At 38.8% G+C, this 19663-nt stretch carries 22 protein-coding genes and 1 pseudogene; 2 read left to right on the top strand and 21 right to left on the bottom strand.

The window, feature by feature from the left end:
* Positions 1-18 precede the first annotated feature (18 nt).
* Positions 19-1269: an MFS transporter gene (locus M3197_RS06195; RefSeq protein ID WP_251659660.1), complete on the top strand. Its 1251-nt coding sequence runs from the start codon at positions 19-21 to the stop codon at positions 1267-1269.
* A gap of 298 nt (positions 1270-1567) precedes the next feature.
* Here M3197_RS06195 and M3197_RS06190 read toward each other — a convergent pair whose 3' ends face one another.
* The 19 genes and pseudogenes from M3197_RS06190 to mce form a co-directional block, all read right to left on the bottom strand.
* Positions 1568-2521 (bottom strand): calcium/sodium antiporter, encoded by a 954-nt coding sequence (locus M3197_RS06190; RefSeq protein ID WP_251659658.1) that lies wholly within the window; start codon positions 2519-2521, stop codon positions 1568-1570.
* A 1046-nt stretch (positions 2522-3567) separates the two neighbouring features.
* Positions 3568-3804 carry a hypothetical protein gene (locus tag M3197_RS06185; RefSeq protein ID WP_251659656.1) on the bottom strand — a complete coding sequence of 79 codons (237 nt, stop codon included), beginning with the start codon at positions 3802-3804 and terminating at the stop codon, positions 3568-3570.
* 138 nt (positions 3805-3942) lie between these two features.
* Positions 3943-4137, bottom strand: coding sequence for a YhjD family protein (locus tag M3197_RS17520; protein ID WP_490723206.1), 195 nt, complete (start codon positions 4135-4137; stop codon positions 3943-3945).
* Positions 4138-4189: 52 nt separating this feature from the next.
* Positions 4190-4411, bottom strand: coding sequence for a transcriptional regulator (locus tag M3197_RS06180; RefSeq protein ID WP_251659653.1), 222 nt, complete (start codon positions 4409-4411; stop codon positions 4190-4192).
* Positions 4412-5253: 842 nt separating this feature from the next.
* Complete coding sequence (locus M3197_RS06175) at positions 5254-5559, bottom strand: TIGR04104 family putative zinc finger protein (protein ID WP_349774097.1); 306 nt, start codon at positions 5557-5559, stop codon at positions 5254-5256.
* A gap of 130 nt (positions 5560-5689) precedes the next feature.
* Complete coding sequence (locus M3197_RS06170) at positions 5690-6163, bottom strand: DUF2975 domain-containing protein (RefSeq protein ID WP_251659649.1); 474 nt, start codon at positions 6161-6163, stop codon at positions 5690-5692.
* 946 nt (positions 6164-7109) lie between these two features.
* Positions 7110-7727 (bottom strand): YfjL-like protein, encoded by a 618-nt coding sequence (locus M3197_RS06165; RefSeq protein WP_490723205.1) that lies wholly within the window; start codon positions 7725-7727, stop codon positions 7110-7112.
* 62 nt (positions 7728-7789) lie between these two features.
* Positions 7790-8560 carry a CPBP family intramembrane glutamic endopeptidase gene (locus tag M3197_RS17405; RefSeq protein WP_251659645.1) on the bottom strand — a complete coding sequence of 257 codons (771 nt, stop codon included), beginning with the start codon at positions 8558-8560 and terminating at the stop codon, positions 7790-7792.
* 18 nt (positions 8561-8578) lie between these two features.
* Positions 8579-8884 carry a hypothetical protein gene (locus M3197_RS06155; RefSeq protein ID WP_251659643.1) on the bottom strand — a complete coding sequence of 102 codons (306 nt, stop codon included), beginning with the start codon at positions 8882-8884 and terminating at the stop codon, positions 8579-8581.
* Positions 8885-9079: 195 nt separating this feature from the next.
* Positions 9080-9610, bottom strand: coding sequence for a GNAT family N-acetyltransferase (locus M3197_RS06150; protein WP_251659642.1), 531 nt, complete (start codon positions 9608-9610; stop codon positions 9080-9082).
* A gap of 109 nt (positions 9611-9719) precedes the next feature.
* The gene (locus tag M3197_RS06145; RefSeq protein ID WP_251659640.1) at positions 9720-10145 is read right to left on the bottom strand and encodes a hypothetical protein; all 426 of its coding nucleotides are present in this window, start codon (positions 10143-10145) and stop codon (positions 9720-9722) included.
* Between the two features lie 559 nt (positions 10146-10704).
* Positions 10705-11360: pseudogene (locus M3197_RS06140) on the bottom strand (Type 1 glutamine amidotransferase-like domain-containing protein).
* Between the two features lie 312 nt (positions 11361-11672).
* Entirely contained in the window at positions 11673-11897 is a 225-nt protein-coding gene (locus tag M3197_RS06135) for a hypothetical protein (protein WP_125103342.1), read from the bottom strand.
* Between the two features lie 97 nt (positions 11898-11994).
* A complete protein-coding gene (gene rnz / locus M3197_RS06130; RefSeq protein ID WP_251659639.1) occupies positions 11995-12945 on the bottom strand; it encodes a ribonuclease Z in 951 nt (316 codons plus the stop codon).
* A 16-nt stretch (positions 12946-12961) separates the two neighbouring features.
* Complete coding sequence (locus tag M3197_RS06125) at positions 12962-14146, bottom strand: DNA polymerase IV (protein ID WP_251659636.1); 1185 nt, start codon at positions 14144-14146, stop codon at positions 12962-12964.
* Between the two features lie 58 nt (positions 14147-14204).
* Positions 14205-14681: a chemotaxis protein CheW gene (locus M3197_RS06120; RefSeq protein ID WP_251659634.1), complete on the bottom strand. Its 477-nt coding sequence runs from the start codon at positions 14679-14681 to the stop codon at positions 14205-14207.
* A 1-nt stretch (position 14682) separates the two neighbouring features.
* Complete coding sequence (locus tag M3197_RS06115; RefSeq protein WP_251659625.1) at positions 14683-15819, bottom strand: M20/M25/M40 family metallo-hydrolase; 1137 nt, start codon at positions 15817-15819, stop codon at positions 14683-14685.
* A 13-nt stretch (positions 15820-15832) separates the two neighbouring features.
* A complete protein-coding gene (locus M3197_RS06110) occupies positions 15833-17380 on the bottom strand; it encodes an acyl-CoA carboxylase subunit beta (protein WP_251659623.1) in 1548 nt (515 codons plus the stop codon).
* 1 nt (position 17381) lies between these two features.
* Positions 17382-17795 carry a methylmalonyl-CoA epimerase gene (mce, locus tag M3197_RS06105; RefSeq protein ID WP_251659621.1) on the bottom strand — a complete coding sequence of 138 codons (414 nt, stop codon included), beginning with the start codon at positions 17793-17795 and terminating at the stop codon, positions 17382-17384.
* 111 nt (positions 17796-17906) lie between these two features.
* Here mce and prli42 point away from each other — a divergent pair, with 111 nt between their 5' ends.
* Positions 17907-18002 carry a stressosome-associated protein Prli42 gene (gene prli42, locus M3197_RS06100; protein ID WP_156028906.1) on the top strand — a complete coding sequence of 32 codons (96 nt, stop codon included), beginning with the start codon at positions 17907-17909 and terminating at the stop codon, positions 18000-18002.
* Between the two features lie 54 nt (positions 18003-18056).
* Here prli42 and M3197_RS06095 read toward each other — a convergent pair whose 3' ends face one another.
* Positions 18057-18497, bottom strand: coding sequence for a BrxA/BrxB family bacilliredoxin (locus tag M3197_RS06095; protein ID WP_251659619.1), 441 nt, complete (start codon positions 18495-18497; stop codon positions 18057-18059).
* 108 nt (positions 18498-18605) lie between these two features.
* The gene (meaB, locus tag M3197_RS06090) at positions 18606-19652 is read right to left on the bottom strand and encodes a methylmalonyl Co-A mutase-associated GTPase MeaB (protein WP_251660122.1); all 1047 of its coding nucleotides are present in this window, start codon (positions 19650-19652) and stop codon (positions 18606-18608) included.
* Positions 19653-19663: the final 11 nt, after the last annotated feature.

Below are 19663 nucleotides of genomic sequence, written 5' to 3'. Positions count from 1 at the left end.
AAAAACAGAGGTGATATAGTGAGCGATGCTAAAGTGATCGATAAAGAGGAAAAAGTTAATCTATTGAGGTCAAGATCGTTTGTCGTGTTATTGATTGCCACCGTTGTATCTAGCTTAAGTCTTTCTATGTTTATGTTCATTCAATCATGGTATGTTGTTGCTGAACTTAATAGGGAAGCAAGTCTGGGAATTATTATGATTTGCTTAACAATACCAAGGATGTTTTCCATGATTATTGGTGGAGTACTTGCAGATCGCAATAGACAAAATAGAATTATGTTCTTTTCGGATTCTTCTACTGCAGTGCTACTCTTAGGATTAGCTTTACTTTTTATGTATTTCAATGAAGTTCCTATTTGGATTTTAGCCATAAATGCTGCTTTTGTTGGAATCTTTGGAGGAATATTTGAACCAGCAAGAGATTCCATTTTACCTAAGATAGTTAAAACCGAACAATTAACACGAGCAAACTCAATGACTCAAGGAGCAATTCAAATTGCTCTTTTTTCTGGACCTCTCTTGGCTGGGCTGCTCGTTAGTGTTATTAGTTACCATTTGTTATTACTCATTATTAGTCTGTTATTATGCTTGTCAGGAATTGGCGTACTTTTTATCAGTACGCCTAACACGCAAGAAAAGATAAATGAGCAACCTGAGACTACTTTCATTAATAATTTGAAAGAAGGTTTCGTGTATACATGGCAAGAACCTCTAATGAGAGGAATTTTTATTATTTCGGTTGTTTCCAATTTATTTATATCTGGTCCATTAATGATGGGTTTGCCCATCTTTGTTAGAGGGGTACTGGATGGGGATTCACTGGCTTTCAGTTTAGTACAAGGGGGATTCACTTTTGGAATGATTGCTGGATCAGTAATCATTGGCATAGTTAATATGAAAAGAAAAAGAGGGGCATATACTTTGTATTTAATTGCTCTTCAGGGGTTAGGCATGCTTATATTCAGTCAAATTCAAACGGTCAGCATTGCGGTTATAGTAATTATTATGATTGGGATACTTACCCCCGCAATTAACATTCCGCTAGTATCCATGGTCCAAACCTATACGGATGAAAACAAAGTCGGGAGAGTTATGAGTTTAATACGTACGGGATCTATAGGACTTGTTCCTTTATCCTATGCAATCACTTCGTCTCTTTTAGGTCTTGGCATAACCATTAATGTAATAATGACTTGGAGTTCTCTTCCTTTGATTGCTTGTGCTGCACTATTATTTATTCTTATTCCTATTTTACGAAAAACAGACTAATGAAGGCAGCTAACGAATACATGACGAAAATCCCTACCAATTAATGGTGTTAATAAGACTGGAAAGTATTCAATTTGTGGCACCTCTTAGGATAGTATTCCTGATTCTTTGTGACTTTATCTATTAATTCGTCAATTGTTCCAGTATATTATTCGATTTTTGATAAATGAAAAAGACGTAAAAAACCGTCTTTTTCATTTATGATGGAATCTCTTTTAGTCATACCGCAATTTCTTTAATAAATTTGCGGTATAGCCTTTCATACCCTAATCAATCAAATAGCGTTAAAGTGATTTCTTTAATTCCGTAATATAATATAGACTAAATAAACGATGTAGATCGCGACAAGCACCAATCCTTCACGCTTTCCAATTTTGAAACCGGTTCTTGAAAAAATCAATAATACTACAGTCAGTACAATCATAAACACAACATCAATCAGTACCTTATCGTTCACCGCTAATGGTGAAATTATAGACGAGGCACCAAGTACAAATAGAATGTTAAAAATATTACTCCCTACGATATTCCCAAGCGCAATTTCACTTTCTTTTTTCAATGCAGCTGTAATTGATGTGACCAGTTCAGGAAGAGATGTTCCTATTGCAATAATTGTTAGTCCCACCAATGTTTCACTCATACCCAGAGAGTAGGCAATTTTCGTACCATTATCTACTACCAAATCCCCTCCAAATATTATTGCAGCCAGACCTAATATGGTAATTAATATATTTTTTCCCCAGCTGATGTTCTCAGGTACTGGTTCGTCCGTTGCATTTTTCCGACTTTTTAGACCAATCTCAATAACATAATACATAAAAATGGAAAGGAACAGCATAAAGATGAACCCATCACCGCGTGAAATCACGTTGTTGCTGAAACCCTGCAATACTATGTCACTCATAAGAATAAATAATGCCACACTTGCGAGTAAGGTAAATGGAATTTCTTTTCTAATCGTCTCACTTTCTACCTTCAACGGATATAGAATAGCAGCCACACCAACAACGAGAGTAATGTTAAAAATATTGCTGCCAACTACGTTTCCCACTGCAACATCTGCAGTCCCTTCCAGTGCTGCAATAATACTGACTGTCGCTTCCGGAGAACTTGTCCCAAAAGCTACAATTGTTAACCCGATTAAAATAGGTGGAACTTGGAGCAGTCTCGCGATATTGGAAGATCCGTCAACAAAATAGCCAGCTCCTTTTATCAACAATGTAAATCCAACAATTAATAAAATATATGCCATTGGTTTGTTTTGCCCCTATCATATTCACGTATTTTCTGAATCATTTTAAATACATACCCCGTTATTATGAAATATAAAAGCGGTTAAAGTAAAACCATTTCTATAAAAATCACGTACTTAAATTGTACGTCGGATTCAAGTATATTGGTCAACGAATATATGCCGCTTCTTTTTTCTGAACGAGCATTATCTAACAGTAGAAAAGGTATTATACATGAACTTCCTCGCTATTTGAAGAATGAAAACTTGTAAAACAGAGTCAGAATATATACAAACAGTTTTAAATTAGTACATCTAATTGAGTCTATTCTTTTACTTCTCTCATATTTGTTCAGTACTGTTTCATCAATTTTACATGACCTGAAGGGTTTCACCACAAGTCCACATCATTTTTCAACTGAATTTAATTCTCTCGGTTAAAAGTAATTACATTAACTCTGAATTTCACATTATCATAACTTTTCTATTCATAACTCCTTTCTGAAGCCTTTTCACAAAACGGCATCTTTTATGAAGAATGAGCGCTAATCATTGTTCATAAACAGCCCCTTTTGGTTAATAACAAAAAGCGGAAGACAATCATATAACCTTCACATAGAGCTCCCAGTTTTTTATTATACCAATAAAATAGCCTTCATACAGACCTTGAACATCATCTCCCCGAGTTAGACCGTCATTTGCCAATCCCCCAACGTTATTGGCTTGTAACTGTAACTTACCAGACCTTAAACCTGAATGTATCTTACCTTTCAATTTACTTTGGCCTCTGATCATATACTGCTTCCATTTGCCGTTACCTTATAAATATCGTGGCTTGTGTTCGGAATTGTTTGCACCTCAGCTCGAGGGATTTTCTCAACTAAAAACTTTGATAACATCAGTCTATCCAAAAGGTGTTTACGTAGCTGTTCACACTTTTACCCACAACCGATCTACGCCGGAAAATATAAATATTTTACATTCAATTGATAAAGAAGCATAAAAGTGATAAACAATAAAGCACTCCCGTCCGTGATGGATAGGAGTGCTTTTCTCAATTCATTTTTTCAACTGGCCCATTTCATCTTATATATCCGATAATTGATCGACATGCCTCTTCGCTGGTAATCGGCCGATATAGATAGGTCCCATCTGAAATGTCCAACTCCTGTCGCCAGGGACTTAGACGCTGCTGCGTTTTTTTGTTCGCCCCATGGGATGGTCTCCTTTTTGGTTGGTGTCTTCTTTGTCGATGCCGGCTTTGGAATTCCTACCATTTGACTCATCCTCCACCTTTGTAACATGCTTTTATCTCCATTAATCACTGACCCAACCATTAAATAAATCTCCAGCAAGTCCTCAGAACGATTACACAATCGAAAATTCATATACTACATTTGATAACGATCAGCTCCGACTTTAAAAAGATAAGTCGCAAAGTTCTAGTCGTTTCCTTCATTAATTAGTCTCATTTTATTGCGGTTGAAGTATTGATGTATGTCTTTCAGGTCACTGTGGATGTTGTCAGTTGCTCTCTTTACCACAGATACGTAAGGACCCTTAAACTTAACGGACATAACATTGATGTGTTTTAGATCTCTGTCTAGGATGGTTAGCAACATCGGCAGATAGATCATGTTTTCAAATTACTCAATTACTTCGTCAGTCATTGATCTTGTTGCAAGCATATTAGATCACTGACCTTTCACGTTCAATTACGGGGACGAGCGCTAAAACATTTTCGATAACGAAAGTCCTTTTGGATTCTCGCAGATGACAATAAGCACGAAAAGATTTATCCCCCACCTGCAGGACATTGATTCGTCGCTTTGTGACGCTACTGTCTTTAGCAAAATACATCATCTCTAATGTTTCACCATATCTTACCGCTCTTTCTAATGTCTTACGCACGTTCGTTCCCCTCCTTAATTTCAGTATATCGAACAAACATTCTTATGTAAAGTAAAAATAAAAAAGCCCCATCCATTTAAGGAAAGGGGAAATTTACAAGATGACTCTGACGAATCTCTCTAATACTACCAATATATCGCTATTAAATCTACAATTAATGCCTTTTACAAGAAATCCTTACCAAATTTTTTCTCAAAAAATAAAAAGCCATATCCGATTAAGGACAGGGCTTTGCACACTTATTCCTTAGCCACTGGAAGACTAAAGATTATTATGAAAAAGAGGTAAACCTGATAACAGTATAATTTTAACATTTACTAATTTTTCCGTCAACATAAAAAGTGGTGGCCGCTCAATTAAGAGTAGCCGCCTTTTGGTTTATTATGATATTAGTTCATCAATTTTTCCTTTTCCAATCTCCATTACATCCATGCTTTTTACTTGCAACAGATTGATACTATATCGTTCTTTCGTAATTACCATTTCGGCACCGTTAATCTTTACTGGTTAAATCTCTAATGGGTTATCGACAGATTCAAATTGTTCGTCTTTTTTGTTCTTCATTGAAATGAAAATGGAATACCTTTTCATCGTCTAACCCCCTGATCCACTAATACCACAAAAGTAGCGTATACTCCTTCATATTCCATAGTGAATCTATATTTTGAATGACGATGATATCTTCATCCTGAAATCGTTCAATTTTAATCCACAAAAAGAGGAGGCATTTGCCCCCTCACTTTATATTACCTCAACAAAATCTCGATGCAGCAATGAAATACAGTTTAATGATCGTCCATCAAGGCAATGCCAGAATAGCGCCCGATTCTGGTACAAACATTTCACTCTTCGCCTATGTACCTCTCCTTACTACTCAATTCCACAAAAAATGGATATAAAAGAAAAACGATTACAGCGATAACAGGAAGTAAGCTAAGTAACATAATTACTGGTATATCAGAGAAGGTTTGAATCAGTAGAGGTAATAAAATAATTACAGTTAGAAAACTAATCCTCTTTTTAGATTTTTGTGTTTGATATTGCTTTTCTCCGCAGTTAGGACAAGTCATTGCAGGGTCCAACGTTGTTGTTTTCCTTATCGTCTGTTTCCAATTCCACATATTATTACAATTCTGGCAAGTCGACACTATATCCCTCCTCCCTAAATACACCCTCCATAATTAAATGGTACGATTCTGATAGAGCGATGTCCTACAATCGCGCCCGTTCGCTTAAAAACAAGGATGTGACTTCTCTCAAAATATACACCTCGCATTTTTATTCCAATTTTTTCAAGAAACTTTTAATTGGCTGTTGAAGAACGTTCACAAAAGCTAGGACGATGCTTGTTGCTAAAATCAAAATTAAACCTAAAGATATAGGACCTGCTGCATCATCACCTGTGAATTGAACACGTCCCCTTAAATAGACTATTGCTAACAAAATGAAGAAAATGACAGAAAAAGTGCATTTTCTTATTATCTTCAAAGATTGAAGAGACAACTCAGAGAAAGCATTGTTCTTTTCGATATAGGTTAAAAGTTTAAACACTTGATACATCGCTACAATAAACGTAATACATATTCCATATGCACATACCAAAAGTGGATATAGCGAATAATCACCTGGACGTTCTATCGCATCCCTTCTGGCTGCTTCAGGCAACAAATATACACACATGGCTAGCTCTGCAATTCCAACCAGAAAAATAATTACCTTTAAGAAGATGGTAGAACCCTGTTTAACATTCATTTAAAGCACCCCATTGTTTAATGATACAATGATTTTAACATAGGATTTATCGTTAAACAATAAATTGTTATTGCAAAACAGCCTATTATTATTGTTATCCCCAGTCAATTTCGACAAAAATAAAAAGCATTTCCCATTAAAAAGAAATGCTCTTACTGCTCCCACTGTAAACTGTTCAATTTACAACTAGTTCAACAAAACTGACCGTTAGCAGAAAGGTTGCCGCCTAATTTAACAATTGCACTCATTTTATTTCTCGCTTGTTAGTATTCAAGATAATGGCCAGTTTGATGCACTGTCCTTATTACGCAAACACGCCCTTTTGCTGTATTACGTTTTCTTCTTGAATGACACAGTAATAAGATAAGTCCACGTTAGCTCAATAACAATTGAGTTAATAAATATATCTATAAGTCTCATGTTTTCTATACTGGATAGCAGTTTTATATTCTTCTCCACCACTTTTATCCTACAAAAAAGCATCCATCTTGTCATTTTTAATATTGTAATGTCTCTTATTCGAAAATCCTACACTTCGAATTATTGGATGGTCCAAAATCACCGATAAGTCACCATCTAAAACATTAGTATCAACAAATCTAAAATCAATTAGGTGAGGAAAATGATTTAAAAAAATCAAATTCTCAAGATTACCGCAAGAGTTAATTCGAAGAACTCTAAGTTTTCTAATAATATTATTGCATAGCACATGAGTGAAAACAAAAATGATAGCAACAATACGATAATCCCACCAAATGTATAAATAGCTGTTTCATCATAATCTCTATCATCAAACAAATTACCAAATAAAATAATGCATATTTTAGCAATTTGAAGAAGATATGATGATGGGAAGAGTACGGATATGAAAGTCTCAAGTGATGGGATGCTGAAAATAAGTAAACATCAAATTTATTTGTTCAAAAAAAGCAACTCTTCTAAGTTTTTAATAGCTTTTATCCCATAATTCATTTCCGTTGTCATACTTAATCGATACATATGCATGTTCGATTTTCAATTCATTTTGAAGATAATTAATAAAAGATAAAAACATTTCTTCGCTTAATTCTTCTTTATTGTTATTTAGCCCAATATTAAGCGAAGGTATACCTCCTACCTCATAAGATGCCGTAAGAGATATCTCTTTTGTTTCACCGAATTTTTGATTTATATAACTATCAATTTTTGGTTTTACTTGTTTAAGGAATTCTTCTTCTTCCTGAATTGATCTATCATCTTCCATTTTTCCGGTAATTCTATTTTCATAAACCATAAATGATTTTTGTGTCTCTGTATCAAAAACCGATGCAGCATAATCGTAATTTCCGGATTTCTCTTCACTATTATAAGAGATATGTGAAATTTGGTATTTCATTTCTGGGTATTTTGTTTGTAGGTATTGTTCTGCTTGTTCAGTTGCCTTTTCCATTTCTTGTTCATCTGGCACCAATGACGCTCTAAGATACATGAATAAAAAGACAGTGCCCAATATTAGTAATAACAATATTCCTGTAACTATCCATATGAATATGCTTATGGTCCAGCCTTTTTTTGACGAATTCATCATTTCACCTCCCTTTTAAAAAACCAACTACAATTCCCTCCTCTGTTCTTTGGCCCGATTGCTTAATTTAGTATAGAAACAAAGAGAACGTGAAGAAAGACATCCGCTGACATATGGGCAACCATTGCATACTCAAAGCCCTTCCTCCAATATAAATAGCCGAACCACAAGCCTAAAAGTCCATTTAAAACCAGTGCCCGTATTACAATAATTGTAGATAGATTGCCGAAAACTTGTATGGTCGCTGGTAAATGTCCTAATCCGAACACGATGGCTATAAGAAAAATTGCAATGTAGTAATAACTAGTAGGAATTTCATTCTTTCTCTTTTTTGTTATCCAAGCTATTAGCCATACAATGAATGTCATACCAAACAATCGCAGCATAATTTCTTCTGTAATGCCTCCGTATAGCGAAGCCAACAAACCTTTCCACCAACTTGGCGAGGATACCTCATTCATCGGTTCACCTATCATAGGAGCAAATACGAATACATCCAATAGAATGACAATACCACTTCCGATGAGAGCCCCCACAATACTGAGAACTATCCATTTCTTCGAGATTGGAACGCGTGCCTCAGGGTAAACAATTCCATTTAACAGGGGCGCTTGTAAGCCTGTACGATTTTGAAGCCTGACACCCACCAATATCAATACAACCATGTAAAATACCTGTACAGTTGAATTGATTATAACGATTAATGACATTGGTATATTTCCCGGCAGAGGCTGATCGCCCATTAACGACATTTGATATGGAATAATAGCCAAGATCCCTATCATATTCAAAACCGTAAGCAGCAAGACCAATTTGATTCTCCAATTCCGCACGTGTACACTCCTTTCACATCAATAACCGATTTGATCTAAACCGATTGCGATAATTATCAAAACTACGTCAATAATCGCTAATACTCCAGAGATCTTTCCAGCTGTCGCCCCAAACCAAATCATAAAAATAGATGTAAAAATAGCGATCGCACCTAAAATGATTAAAAGAATACCAATTCGATTCCCTAGTCTTTCTTTATGAACCGGCTGCCACGTTTCCCCGAATCCTGCAAGAATTCCAAACGCCTTTTTGGTTCGGACAAAATAGCCAAGCCACATTAAAAACAAACCGATAGCTAGGCCAATAACCATGTCAATCCCCATTTCTTTCCCTCCTTTACAACGCCGATTATTCTTAAAAATCAACAATCAATTGCCGAATAGAAGTATAGACCTTATTTGTTAAAAATCCCCGATTGTCAATTTACCAAGAGCTTCTTTTAATTTTCCAGATTCTTCAATATGGGATGCAGATCCCTATTCAAGAATTGCGCCCGATTGCAGGAATATGTAATGAATTTATTCTTTGTAGTTTCTTTTTAAAAGTCCCATAAAAATGATGTCATGCCACTTTCCATCTCGATAAAGCTGTTCTTCCAATTTTCCTTCTTCAAGAAAACCAAGCTTCTGATACAATTTTATTGCTCGATCATTAAAAGAAAACACACGCAGATATACCTTATGCAAATTTAACTCTTTGAAAGCGAACTCCAATAGTAGCTTAAATGCCTCCCCTCCAAAGCCTTTACTCCAATAATCCTTATCACCTAAATCAATAATGCATTCAGAGTTCCGATTGACGTAGTCAATGTTGATTAATGATGTAACCCCGATTGGCTTATTATTACTAATTTCTTCAATCACATATCCCTTTGAATTATGAGAATCAATCACACTATTGACGAATCTTTCAGTATCGGCATAAGTGAAAACATCTAAAAATGGACTTGTATACTGCATAACCTCAATATCATTTCTCCACTTATGGTAAATCGAAGCATCCTCTATGGACATTTTTCTTAATCGAATTCTTTCTCCAGTAAAAAGCATTATAACAACTCCTTTATTACATAATTCGGACCATTTGTCCCACTTATGAATTCAACAAAAACACCCAATTCTGGAATAGTGTTGAATCAGTCAAATGATTGACATTGAATTATACTGCTTTTTCATCACTCGAAAATGTGCTAAAGGCATTAAGCAATAAAACATATAAAGGATACAAAATTAAAAGTCCTAAAATCAGAAGTCCGTCGCCAGGACCACCTTTATCTGCGGGATTATTAATTGGAAATAACGAAGCGAAGATAAAAGTAAATAGAACTAAATAGGGCAGACAAAGAAGAACAGACCAAAAAGATGATTTGCGGTTATTCATCCAAGGCTTTGTCAAGCACCCAATAATTATAGAGAAAATTATAACGGAAATAATAGTGCTTTTTCCTATAGCTATGGCAGTAACATTAGGATTCCATCCTGTTAGTCTAGTTATGCGGGATCCATTTGTGAGAAGCTCCATAGGTATGAAAACCATTAAAGCATATAACATACTAATAACATTTAGCCTCCAGAAAATAATCATTTATCCCCCCGTGCATTTCATATTCTTATTCTCTCAACAACTTTTTTTAATGGCTCGTTTTTTGAATGTATCCTTTATAACCCCTACTCTCCGTTGCTTGGAGACAAAGACGGCCGACTCCGAAGGGATCAGCGAAAGACGTAACGAAGAACGGCTTTTGCGAACAAAAGCAAAGCGTTGGAAGCATATCTTTGCACTCGCCTTGAGACCCCGCAGGGCGCGCTTCTTGCGACCGAGGAGGCTCAAGCCACGCCCCTCGGAAAGCGTGCAGTCTGGAGAGTAAAGCAACATTTTGTAAACTACAAAATGGCCCTTTCGAAGAAGAAGCTATTTATATTAATATACTCCGTTGCTTGGTGCGTAAAGCGTACCTCCTGAAGCGGAAAGCAACAGTCTTCACAGACAGTTTGGCGTTATTGCAACTTAGCCATTCTGCACATCTATACGTTCTGGATAATGAAGAAACCATCCTATTTTGCATAGTTCGCCTTCACTAAATTTAAGATAGAAGCATTACATAATGAAATTGATTCAATCAAGCCATAGCCATTGACCACAACTAAAGTGTCTCATCCAATTTCTTGATGTTTGAGTGGGAAATTAAATACACTTCTCCCAAAACATCCAACCTCTCTCCCTTTACTCGCACAGCGCAATCCTTGTTCGACGCATAAATATTTATTTCCTCCGATAGGGAAGAAAGTTCGCGTTGAACCAGCGCGATGTTATTTTCCAGATCAAAATGAGATAAGACGGAAAAATCGTCAAGGCCGATTCCATCGTAAACAGAGCTTACTTCAACCTTATCTCCAAAGTTTTTCGAACATAAGAATTTAGCGGACATGTTAATCGAACCCGCGCTTGCTCCCATCACAACGGCACTACTTTTTTTATCAAATCCGATAATCCATATTCCTTCAAAAAACCATTTTGTTTAAGTATATTTCCACCCAACAAGAAAATGACTGAAGCATTTTGAATTAACTTTTGAGCCTCTTCCTTCTGTACGCAATAATTAATTAAATGATATTCATCAAACATAATGCCAGCCTCGTCGAGCCACGAACGTTCAGTAGCACCATCATCTTCATAACAGGATGGATTCGAGCTAATCATAGCAAGCGATTTTCTATCAGTTATATCCTCCTGTAACACTCTGCCCAGATTCTCTGGAAAAAAGTTGCTAAACCAACCTAAATAGTAGTGAATTTTCATGAGTACCCCCGCATCATTGTGTAAAGATCATTAAGTTCCATCGTTACTCATTCTGTTTTTATAACTAACAGAATACTCTCGATTTTATTATACCAAAGATACCCATAAATACTTTCAAAAAAATGAAAAAGCACCGCTCAATGCGATGCTAGTCAAAGCTCTAATTTGATGATAATTTGCTCGTTATTTTAAGTTATGAACCATTTAACTAACCGGACATTCTTAGACGGATTTGCGGTCTTTTCAAATGTCACTTCATTCCCACCATCGGATTTTCTCTAAAACATCATTTTCACTGCTCATTAACTGTTTCTAATAGAGTCGACCTTGATTCTGACAAGGGGGAAATCCATTTATATCTTGTATCATATAGAAATCATACTTTTTTAAAGCAAATTGTGCTTGATATAAGTATTCAATTACATGAAGTTGACCATTAGTAACACCGCACAATATTCCTGATGTCCCTTGCCCATTCGTCAATGAAATTCCAACAGGTTGATTGATTAAAGACCCTATTTTATGATGCCAATACATACTCATCGCCTCCTATAGCATCCTATTACTAATGGAGGTTTTTAGTGTTTGTCTTGCTTGCTGGAATTTTCAACTGATGGGACCCTTTAAAGGTTAGTCATTTTTTAAAATTACTTTCAATGACTTCCCCATTGTGAAGTGAATACTGAGCAAAGTCGCTTGCTACAAAGACATTAGAAAAAATTTCTTGTCCTTCTTTCTTAAATGCATCAATGTCATTTGGGAGAAAGCGTGAGCTAATATGAGTCGCAACAAGCGCTTTGGCACTAGCCGTTTTCACAATTTCTGCTGCTTGTTGAATCGTGGAATGCCCAAAATCTTTTGCTAGTTGTCCCGTTTCTTCGTTAAACGTCGCTTCATGGACGACTAAGTCGGCATTTCGAGAGAGCTCCACTGACGCTTCGCAGACACTTGTGTCCCCTAGAATCGTTACTACAAACCCTGGTTTCGGCTCACCGATGACTGATGCGCTTGTGACAAGCGTACCATCCTCCAATGTAACATCGTTTCCATTTTTGAGTTGCTGAAGGAGCGGACCTTTCGGAACTCCAGCTTCGGTCGCCTTGTCGATCAGCAACTTTCCAGGCAACGGCTTTTGCACAATCCTGTAGCCGAAACACGGGATGACATGGGACAACTCGCGTGTGGTTACGATGTATTCATCATCCTCAAATACAATACCTTCCTCAATTTCGTGAATTCTTAACGGATATGTAAGATGAGTTTTTGTTAGTCGTAATGTCGTATGGATCCACTCTTCAATCCCTATAGGTCCATAGATATCAAGAGGACTATCTCCGCCTAAAAACGAGCGAGAGCCGATAAAACCAGGGATTCCAAATAAATGATCCCCATGTAAATGGGTGATGAACATCTTGGTAACTTTTCGCGGTTTCAAGGTTGTGTGAAGCATTTGATGTTGGGTTGCTTCCCCACAGTCAAACATCCAATAGCCTCGCTCTTCAGAAGACAAATTCAAAACAATTGAAGTCGTATTGCGCAATTTTGAAGGCATTCCTGCCCCGGTACCTAAAAACTGCAAATCCATAACAAATTCCTCCTCTCTATTGCTTTCCTTTATGAATTGTACCTGGACCAAATCGGTCATTCATACGTGTAACCAGTTTTTGCATGGACACTTCTTTATCATGACGCTCGAAATTATCGAAGGACAGCTGTTCATGTAATTCTTCAAAGGGAACAACACTGGATACCGTAATCCCCAGTAGTCGGATTGGTTCTCCATCCCAGTGAAGTCGAAATAATTGTGCGGCTTCTTTATAGATTTCTTGCGGACGATATAATGGATTCAAAACAGTTTTACTTCTCGATTGGTTTCGCCAAGCCGCCGTTCGGATCTGGATAGAGATGACAGTGCCAGCTAACTGTTTAGCTTCCAATCGGCTAGCTACTTTTTCTGAGAGTTTTTGAAAGACAGCTAGACATGGGTCTAATTCGGTTTCATCTATTGCTAGTGTTGTGGAACTGCCCACACTTTTTCGTTCTTCTGAAGCTTCTGGATCGACAATTCGATTATCTACTCCATTTGCACGTTGCTTCAAGTTTAGTCCTCTTTTACCAAGAGTCATTTTCACCTTCAACTCATCAGCTGTTGCAAGATCACCAATTGTATGAATGTCCGCTTGGGCTAGCTTTTCCGCACTGCTTTTACCGATGCCATGCATCTCAATAACGGAAAGTGGCCATAAGATTTTCTCAACTTCACGTTTCCTTAAAATCGTAATCCCCATCGGTTTTTTCATGTCAGAAGCAGTTTTCGCTAAAAACTTGTTCGGTGCAATTCCTATTGAACAGGGTAAATCTAGTTCGCGTAATATCCGTACTTGCATATCTTTAGCAATTCCCATTGCGTCCTCTAGACCGCCAATCGCAGTTATATCGATGTATGCTTCATCAATCGAGACCGGTTCCACTAATTCTGTATATGTTCTCAATATATCGAACATCGCCTGTGAGGCTTGTCTGTACTTTTCAAAGTCCGGAGGTACCAGTACAAGCTCAGGGCACACTCTTTTTGCTTCTCCGACAGTCATTGTCGTATAAACACCGAATGCGCGTGCTTCGTATGAGCACGTCACAAGAATCCCTCGACGTGCCTTAGGGTTTCCTGCAACGGCTAGTGCAAGACCCTTCAATTCTGGATTATGAGCTTGTTCAACAGATGCAAAGAAACAATTCATATCCAAATGCAGAATGACTCGACGGTTGACGTGTTCTTTGCGATCCATGTACTCACCTCTCTAGCTTCAAGAAAAAACCGGGCAGCGTACTACCCGGTTTCAACAGTCACACGTTCTCTGATACTTGCTGTCCCACATAGTCAGTAATGTCATCCATTCCTGTCAGTGTGTCAGAAAGAATTGTCGGATCAATCATCGTAATGATTCGATTTTCCAAATTGGCTACAGAAGAGAAATAAGGCGTTTTGGAATACGCCATTAACCCTTTTGATGTTAATGTATCTTCTGAAATATCAAGAATTTCTTTTGCTTCTAACACCAGTAATCCAAAGTAAACACCTTCTGTTTGTACAACAACTACTTTAGCATTAGGATCATCTTTTGCTGAGTTACCATAGAGAATTTGCTGGAAGTCCAAAATTGGAACGAGCTCCCCGCGAATTTTCATTAAACCTAATAGGTATTCAGGTAAATGTGGGATGGGGTTCACTTTTTCTAACTCTTCAATGGAAACCGTTTGCTCGACTGGAATTGCGTACTCTTCATTGCCACACCGAACGACAATCGCTTTTGTGTTAGCCATATTACTGAACCTTCTTTCCGCGGTTCGTCACGGTACGCACAATTTCAAGGAGCAAATCTGCTAGTTTGTTAAGCTCTTCAACGGGCATCCGTTCGTTTTTAGTATGGATTTCTTCATAGCCTACAGACAATGTCACGGTTGGGAAGCCATGTCCATTGAAGATATTCCCGTCACTACCTCCACCACTCGTTTTCAATTCCGGTGTCCGTCCAATTGCACGGATCGCTTCCGAAGCTACTTGAACCACTTCGTCATTCTCTTCAAAATGGAATCCCGGAGACATTAGCCGAACTTCTGTCTCAGCAGACCCACCCATTTTTTCAGCAGTTTCGGCGAATGCTTTTACCATATGCTCAGTCTGTGCTTGTAACTTTTCATAGTTGATGGAACGTGCTTCTGAGACAATGTTGACTTCATCACAAACAATATTTGTTGCTTGTCCACCAGAAAACATTCCAATGTTTGCTGTTGTCTCTGAGTCAATTCTTCCAAGTTTCATGGCTGCCACTGATTTTGCAGCAATTGTAATCGCAGAAACACCTTTTTCTGGTTCCACTCCCGCATGAGCCGTACGACCATGAATGACTGTCTTCAATTTCGCATTATATGGGGCTGCAGTAACGATTCCTCCAACTTTTCCATCACTGTCCACTGCATAGCCATATTTTGCTTGCATGAGAGTTCGATCGATTTCTCGAGCTCCCACTAGACCGCTTTCTTCCCCAGCAGTAATGATGAATTGTAAGTCCCCGTGCGCTTCTCCACTTTCTTTAAGGGTCCGCATCATTTCAAACAACGCCGCAAGTCCTGCTTTGTCGTCTGAACCTAGAATCGTATCCCCCGCAGAATAGATATACCCATCTTCTTTTAAGACTGGTTCAATTCCAACTCCAGGTGTAACTGTGTCCATATGACAAGTGAAGTAAATTGGATCCGCTTCCGGTACAGTACCTTTCATCGTTGCGATGAGGTTTCCTGCTCCGTGGCCTGTACGTTCTTTTGAGTCATCTTCAAAAACATCGAAGCCCATTTGTTCCATTTTTTCTTTTAGAACACCAACAATCTGTTCTTCGTGTCGTGTTTCAGAGTCAATCTTCACTAATTCAAAAAATTCGTCTAGCATACGTTCGTAATTCATGGAATCTCTCCTCTTATAGCGGCATATTGCCGTGCTTCTTTTTAGGACGTTGTTCTTTTTTATTTCTCATCATGTCAAGTGCTTGCACAAGTTTAATACGCGTCTCGCGTGGGTCAATGACATCATCGACCATTCCGTTTGCTGCCGCTGCGTATGGATTAGAGAACTTATCACGATATTCCGCAATCTTGGCAGCTCTGGTTGCTTCAGGATCTTCACTAGCGGCAATATCTCGTGCGAAGATAATGTTCGCTGCACCTTCTGCTCCCATTACTGCAATTTCTGCATTTGGCCAAGCGAATACGAGATCCGCACCAATCGCTTTCGAATTGAGGGCAACATAAGCCCCACCAAATGCTTTACGCAAAATCACTGTGATCTTTGGTACTGTCGCTTCCGAATAAGAGTACAAGATCTTTGCTCCATGACGGATAATTCCGCCATGCTCTTGTTTGACTCCTGGGAAGAATCCAGTCACATCTTCAAACGTAATCAGTGGGATATTGAACGAGTCACACGTACGTATGAATCTTGAGATTTTATCCGATGAATCGATATCTAAACCACCTGCCATTACTTTCGGCTGGTTACAGACAAATCCGACTGCCTCTCCTTTGATTCTTGCAAAGCCGACGACTGCATTACGCGCAAACTCTTTTTGAACTTCCATGAATGAGTCTGCGTCAGCAATTTGCTCGATCACTTTCCGAACATCATAAGGTCTGATTGTTTCAAATGGCACGACATCCGCTAAATCCGGACGATAATCATCTTGTTCAGCTATAGGTTGATTTGGTGTTTTTTCTTCATTGTTTTGAGGTAAATACGTCAGTAACCGCCGTACTTCTTGAAGTACTGTCTGTTCATCGGCTCCTCGGAAGTGTGCATTACCGCTAATGGCATTATGCACTTTCGATCCACCCAAGTCTTCAGATGAAATCTTTTCACCCGTAACGGTTTCAATGACTTTCGGTCCAGTGATGAACATTTGACTTGTTTCATCAGTCATAAAAACGAAATCTGTAATCGCTGGTGAATAGACGGCTCCTCCTGCACATGGACCAAGAATAACCGAAATTTGTGGAATCACACCTGAGTAAATGGAGTTGCGATAGAAAATTTCACCATAACCATCCAGAGAGACGACTCCTTCTTGAATACGGGCGCCGCCTGAATCATTTAATCCAATAAAAGGAGCTCCATTCTTTGCAGAGAGATCCATGACATTGGCAATTTTCATGGCATGCATTTCACCAAGTGCCCCGCCAAAAACAGTAAAGTCTTGTGAAAATAAGTAAATCGGACGACCATTTACCTTCCCATAACCCGTCACAACTCCATCACCTGGACCTTCCATTTTGTCCATCCCGAAGTCACGTGTCCGATGAGCCACAAATGGATTCAATTCAACAAATGTTCCTTTGTCGACGAGCAATTCGATGCGTTCCCGTGCGGTTAGTTTTCCTTTTTCATGTTGGCGGGCAATGCGATCATCGCCACCACCTAGTTCTATTTTCCGTTTCTTATCGTAAAGTTCGTTAATTTTTTCGTAAATATCCATCTTACTCATCCCCCAATGAGCGTTTGGCACATAGTTCATAAAGAACTCCAAACGAAGATTTTGGATGCAGGAATGCAACTTCTGCTCCACCTGCACCTATTTTAGGTTCCTCTTGAAGTAACCGGACGCCGTTGGTCTTCAATTCTTCCATTCGTTCACGAATATTGCTAACACCGAATGCAATATGATGGACTCCTTCACCGCGTTTTTCCAGGAAACTTGCAATGGCTCCTTCAGTACCAATTGGCTCAAGCAACTCGAGTTTGATATTACCGGCATCTAAAAATGCTACCGTCACATGCTGTTGAGGGACTTTTTCCACGCCCAACAACTTCAAACCAAGTGTATGTATATAATAATCCATTGAATCGTCAATACTTTTTACCGCAATACCGATATGGTCAACCTTTTCCACGATTCCACCCCTATTCTATTGTAACTGCTCTTAAAATATTGTGCCACCAGTTGAGAATTGTGTAGATTCTGTTAAACTAAAAGTATCAAACCAATTAAGGGGTTTTTGCACATGAGCAATAAAAAAGTTCAAAAAACGATTGTCATTATTATGATCGCTGCTATGGTTGCTTCCACAGTCTTGTTTGGTCTCAGTACATTATTTTAATAGAAGACACGAAAATGCAGGCCGGCATCAGTCACACTGATGCCGGCCTGTTTTTTATAGTTCTTCACAATACTGTTCAAACTGATCTTGCAAGTTTGTCACAACAGACATTGGATCATGGCCTTCAATTTCATGACGTCCCACTTCAGCAACCATTTCTCCATCTTTCATCAAGACGAATGACGGTGAAGAAGGTAAATGGTAATCTCCAAAGTGCATACGCGCTTGCGCAGTTGCTTTTTTGTCTTGTCCCGCAAATACGGTTACCAAGTGATCCGGACGCTTATCGTAGTGGATAGCATGAAGAGCTGCCGGACGTGCGATACCGCCTGCACAACCACATACTGAGTTAACCATGACGAGTGTTGTACCTTCACGTTTGAATGCATTTTCAACATCATCCGCTGTTTTCAATTGCTCATAGCCACCCGCTTCCATTTCTCCACGAGCCTGGCCAGTTATATCGTCCATATAAAAATTAAAATCCATTGACATCTAGTTGTCCCCCTTTGGTGCATGATACTACTATCATAACAGTTTAAGAGTGCGATGAAAACTGTTCAGCAATTTCGCGTGCATATGCAAATACGACAGCGTTTTTAATTAGCTGCTTTGCTTATCAAATAGTTGCTTAACGGCTCCAGCAACGGTTATCTGATCGCTCAATAACTTCCCTTCCAACTCTGATACTTCTTGCTTGCGACCTGGTTCACCATAGAACGAATCGATCAAGTGATCATTGATCATCGAGTAAAACCAGCTTCGCGTTTGGGATTGACGTCTTTCTGTCCAATAGTTTGACCGCTCCATTACGGTTCTAAACTCTTGAATCATCTCCCACGTTTCCGACAATCCTGTTTCCTTTATGGAGGATACCGCCAAAGCTTGCGTCGTCCAACCGGGAGATGCAGGTTGAAGGAAATGTGCAAGCTGACGATAATCCCTCACAGTTTTCTTGGCAAGTCTTTCGTTTTCTCCATCCGCTTTATGGACAATGATACCATCTGCAAGTTCCATAATTCCTTTTTTCATCCCTTGCAGTTCATCTCCCGCACCTGTTAAAGCGAGCAGTAAGAAGAAATCCGTCATTTCGCGCACCGCAGTTTCGGATTGACCAACGCCTACAGTTTCGACCAAAATGACATCATATCCAGCCGCTTCGCATAGCAACATCGTTTCACGTGTTTTACGATGGACCCCACCTAGCGTTCCAGCTGTAGGAGACGGTCGAATGAAGGCTTGAGGATCACGCGCCAGCAGTTCCATTCGGGTCTTGTCACCTAGAATACTTCCCCCTGTAATGGAAGAACTCGGATCGACTGCGAGAACTGCTACTTTATGACCCGCCTTCGTCAGCATGAGTCCGAATGCTTCGATAAAAGTACTTTTCCCCGCTCCAGGCACTCCAGTAATTCCGAGTCGAATGCTATTTCCGGTTTTAGGCAATAACGTACGAAGCAATTCTTGACCAGCCGGTTTGTCATGAATGGCAACACTTTCAAGAAGAGTAATTCCTTTTGCCAGACTAAGCCTAGAGCCCTCAGCAATTCCCTGCGAGAGCTCATTGATATCAACCGGTGCTTTGTTTCTTTTAAACTTTCTTCTCTTTACAGACTTCATGCCATCATGAGACGAATGCAGACCTTCCATAACGTTGAGCG

The organism is Sporosarcina aquimarina (assembly GCF_023715615.1).
Lineage (GTDB): Bacteria > Bacillota > Bacilli > Bacillales_A > Planococcaceae > Sporosarcina > Sporosarcina aquimarina_A.
This window is presented reverse-complemented; position numbering and strand designations above follow the sequence as displayed.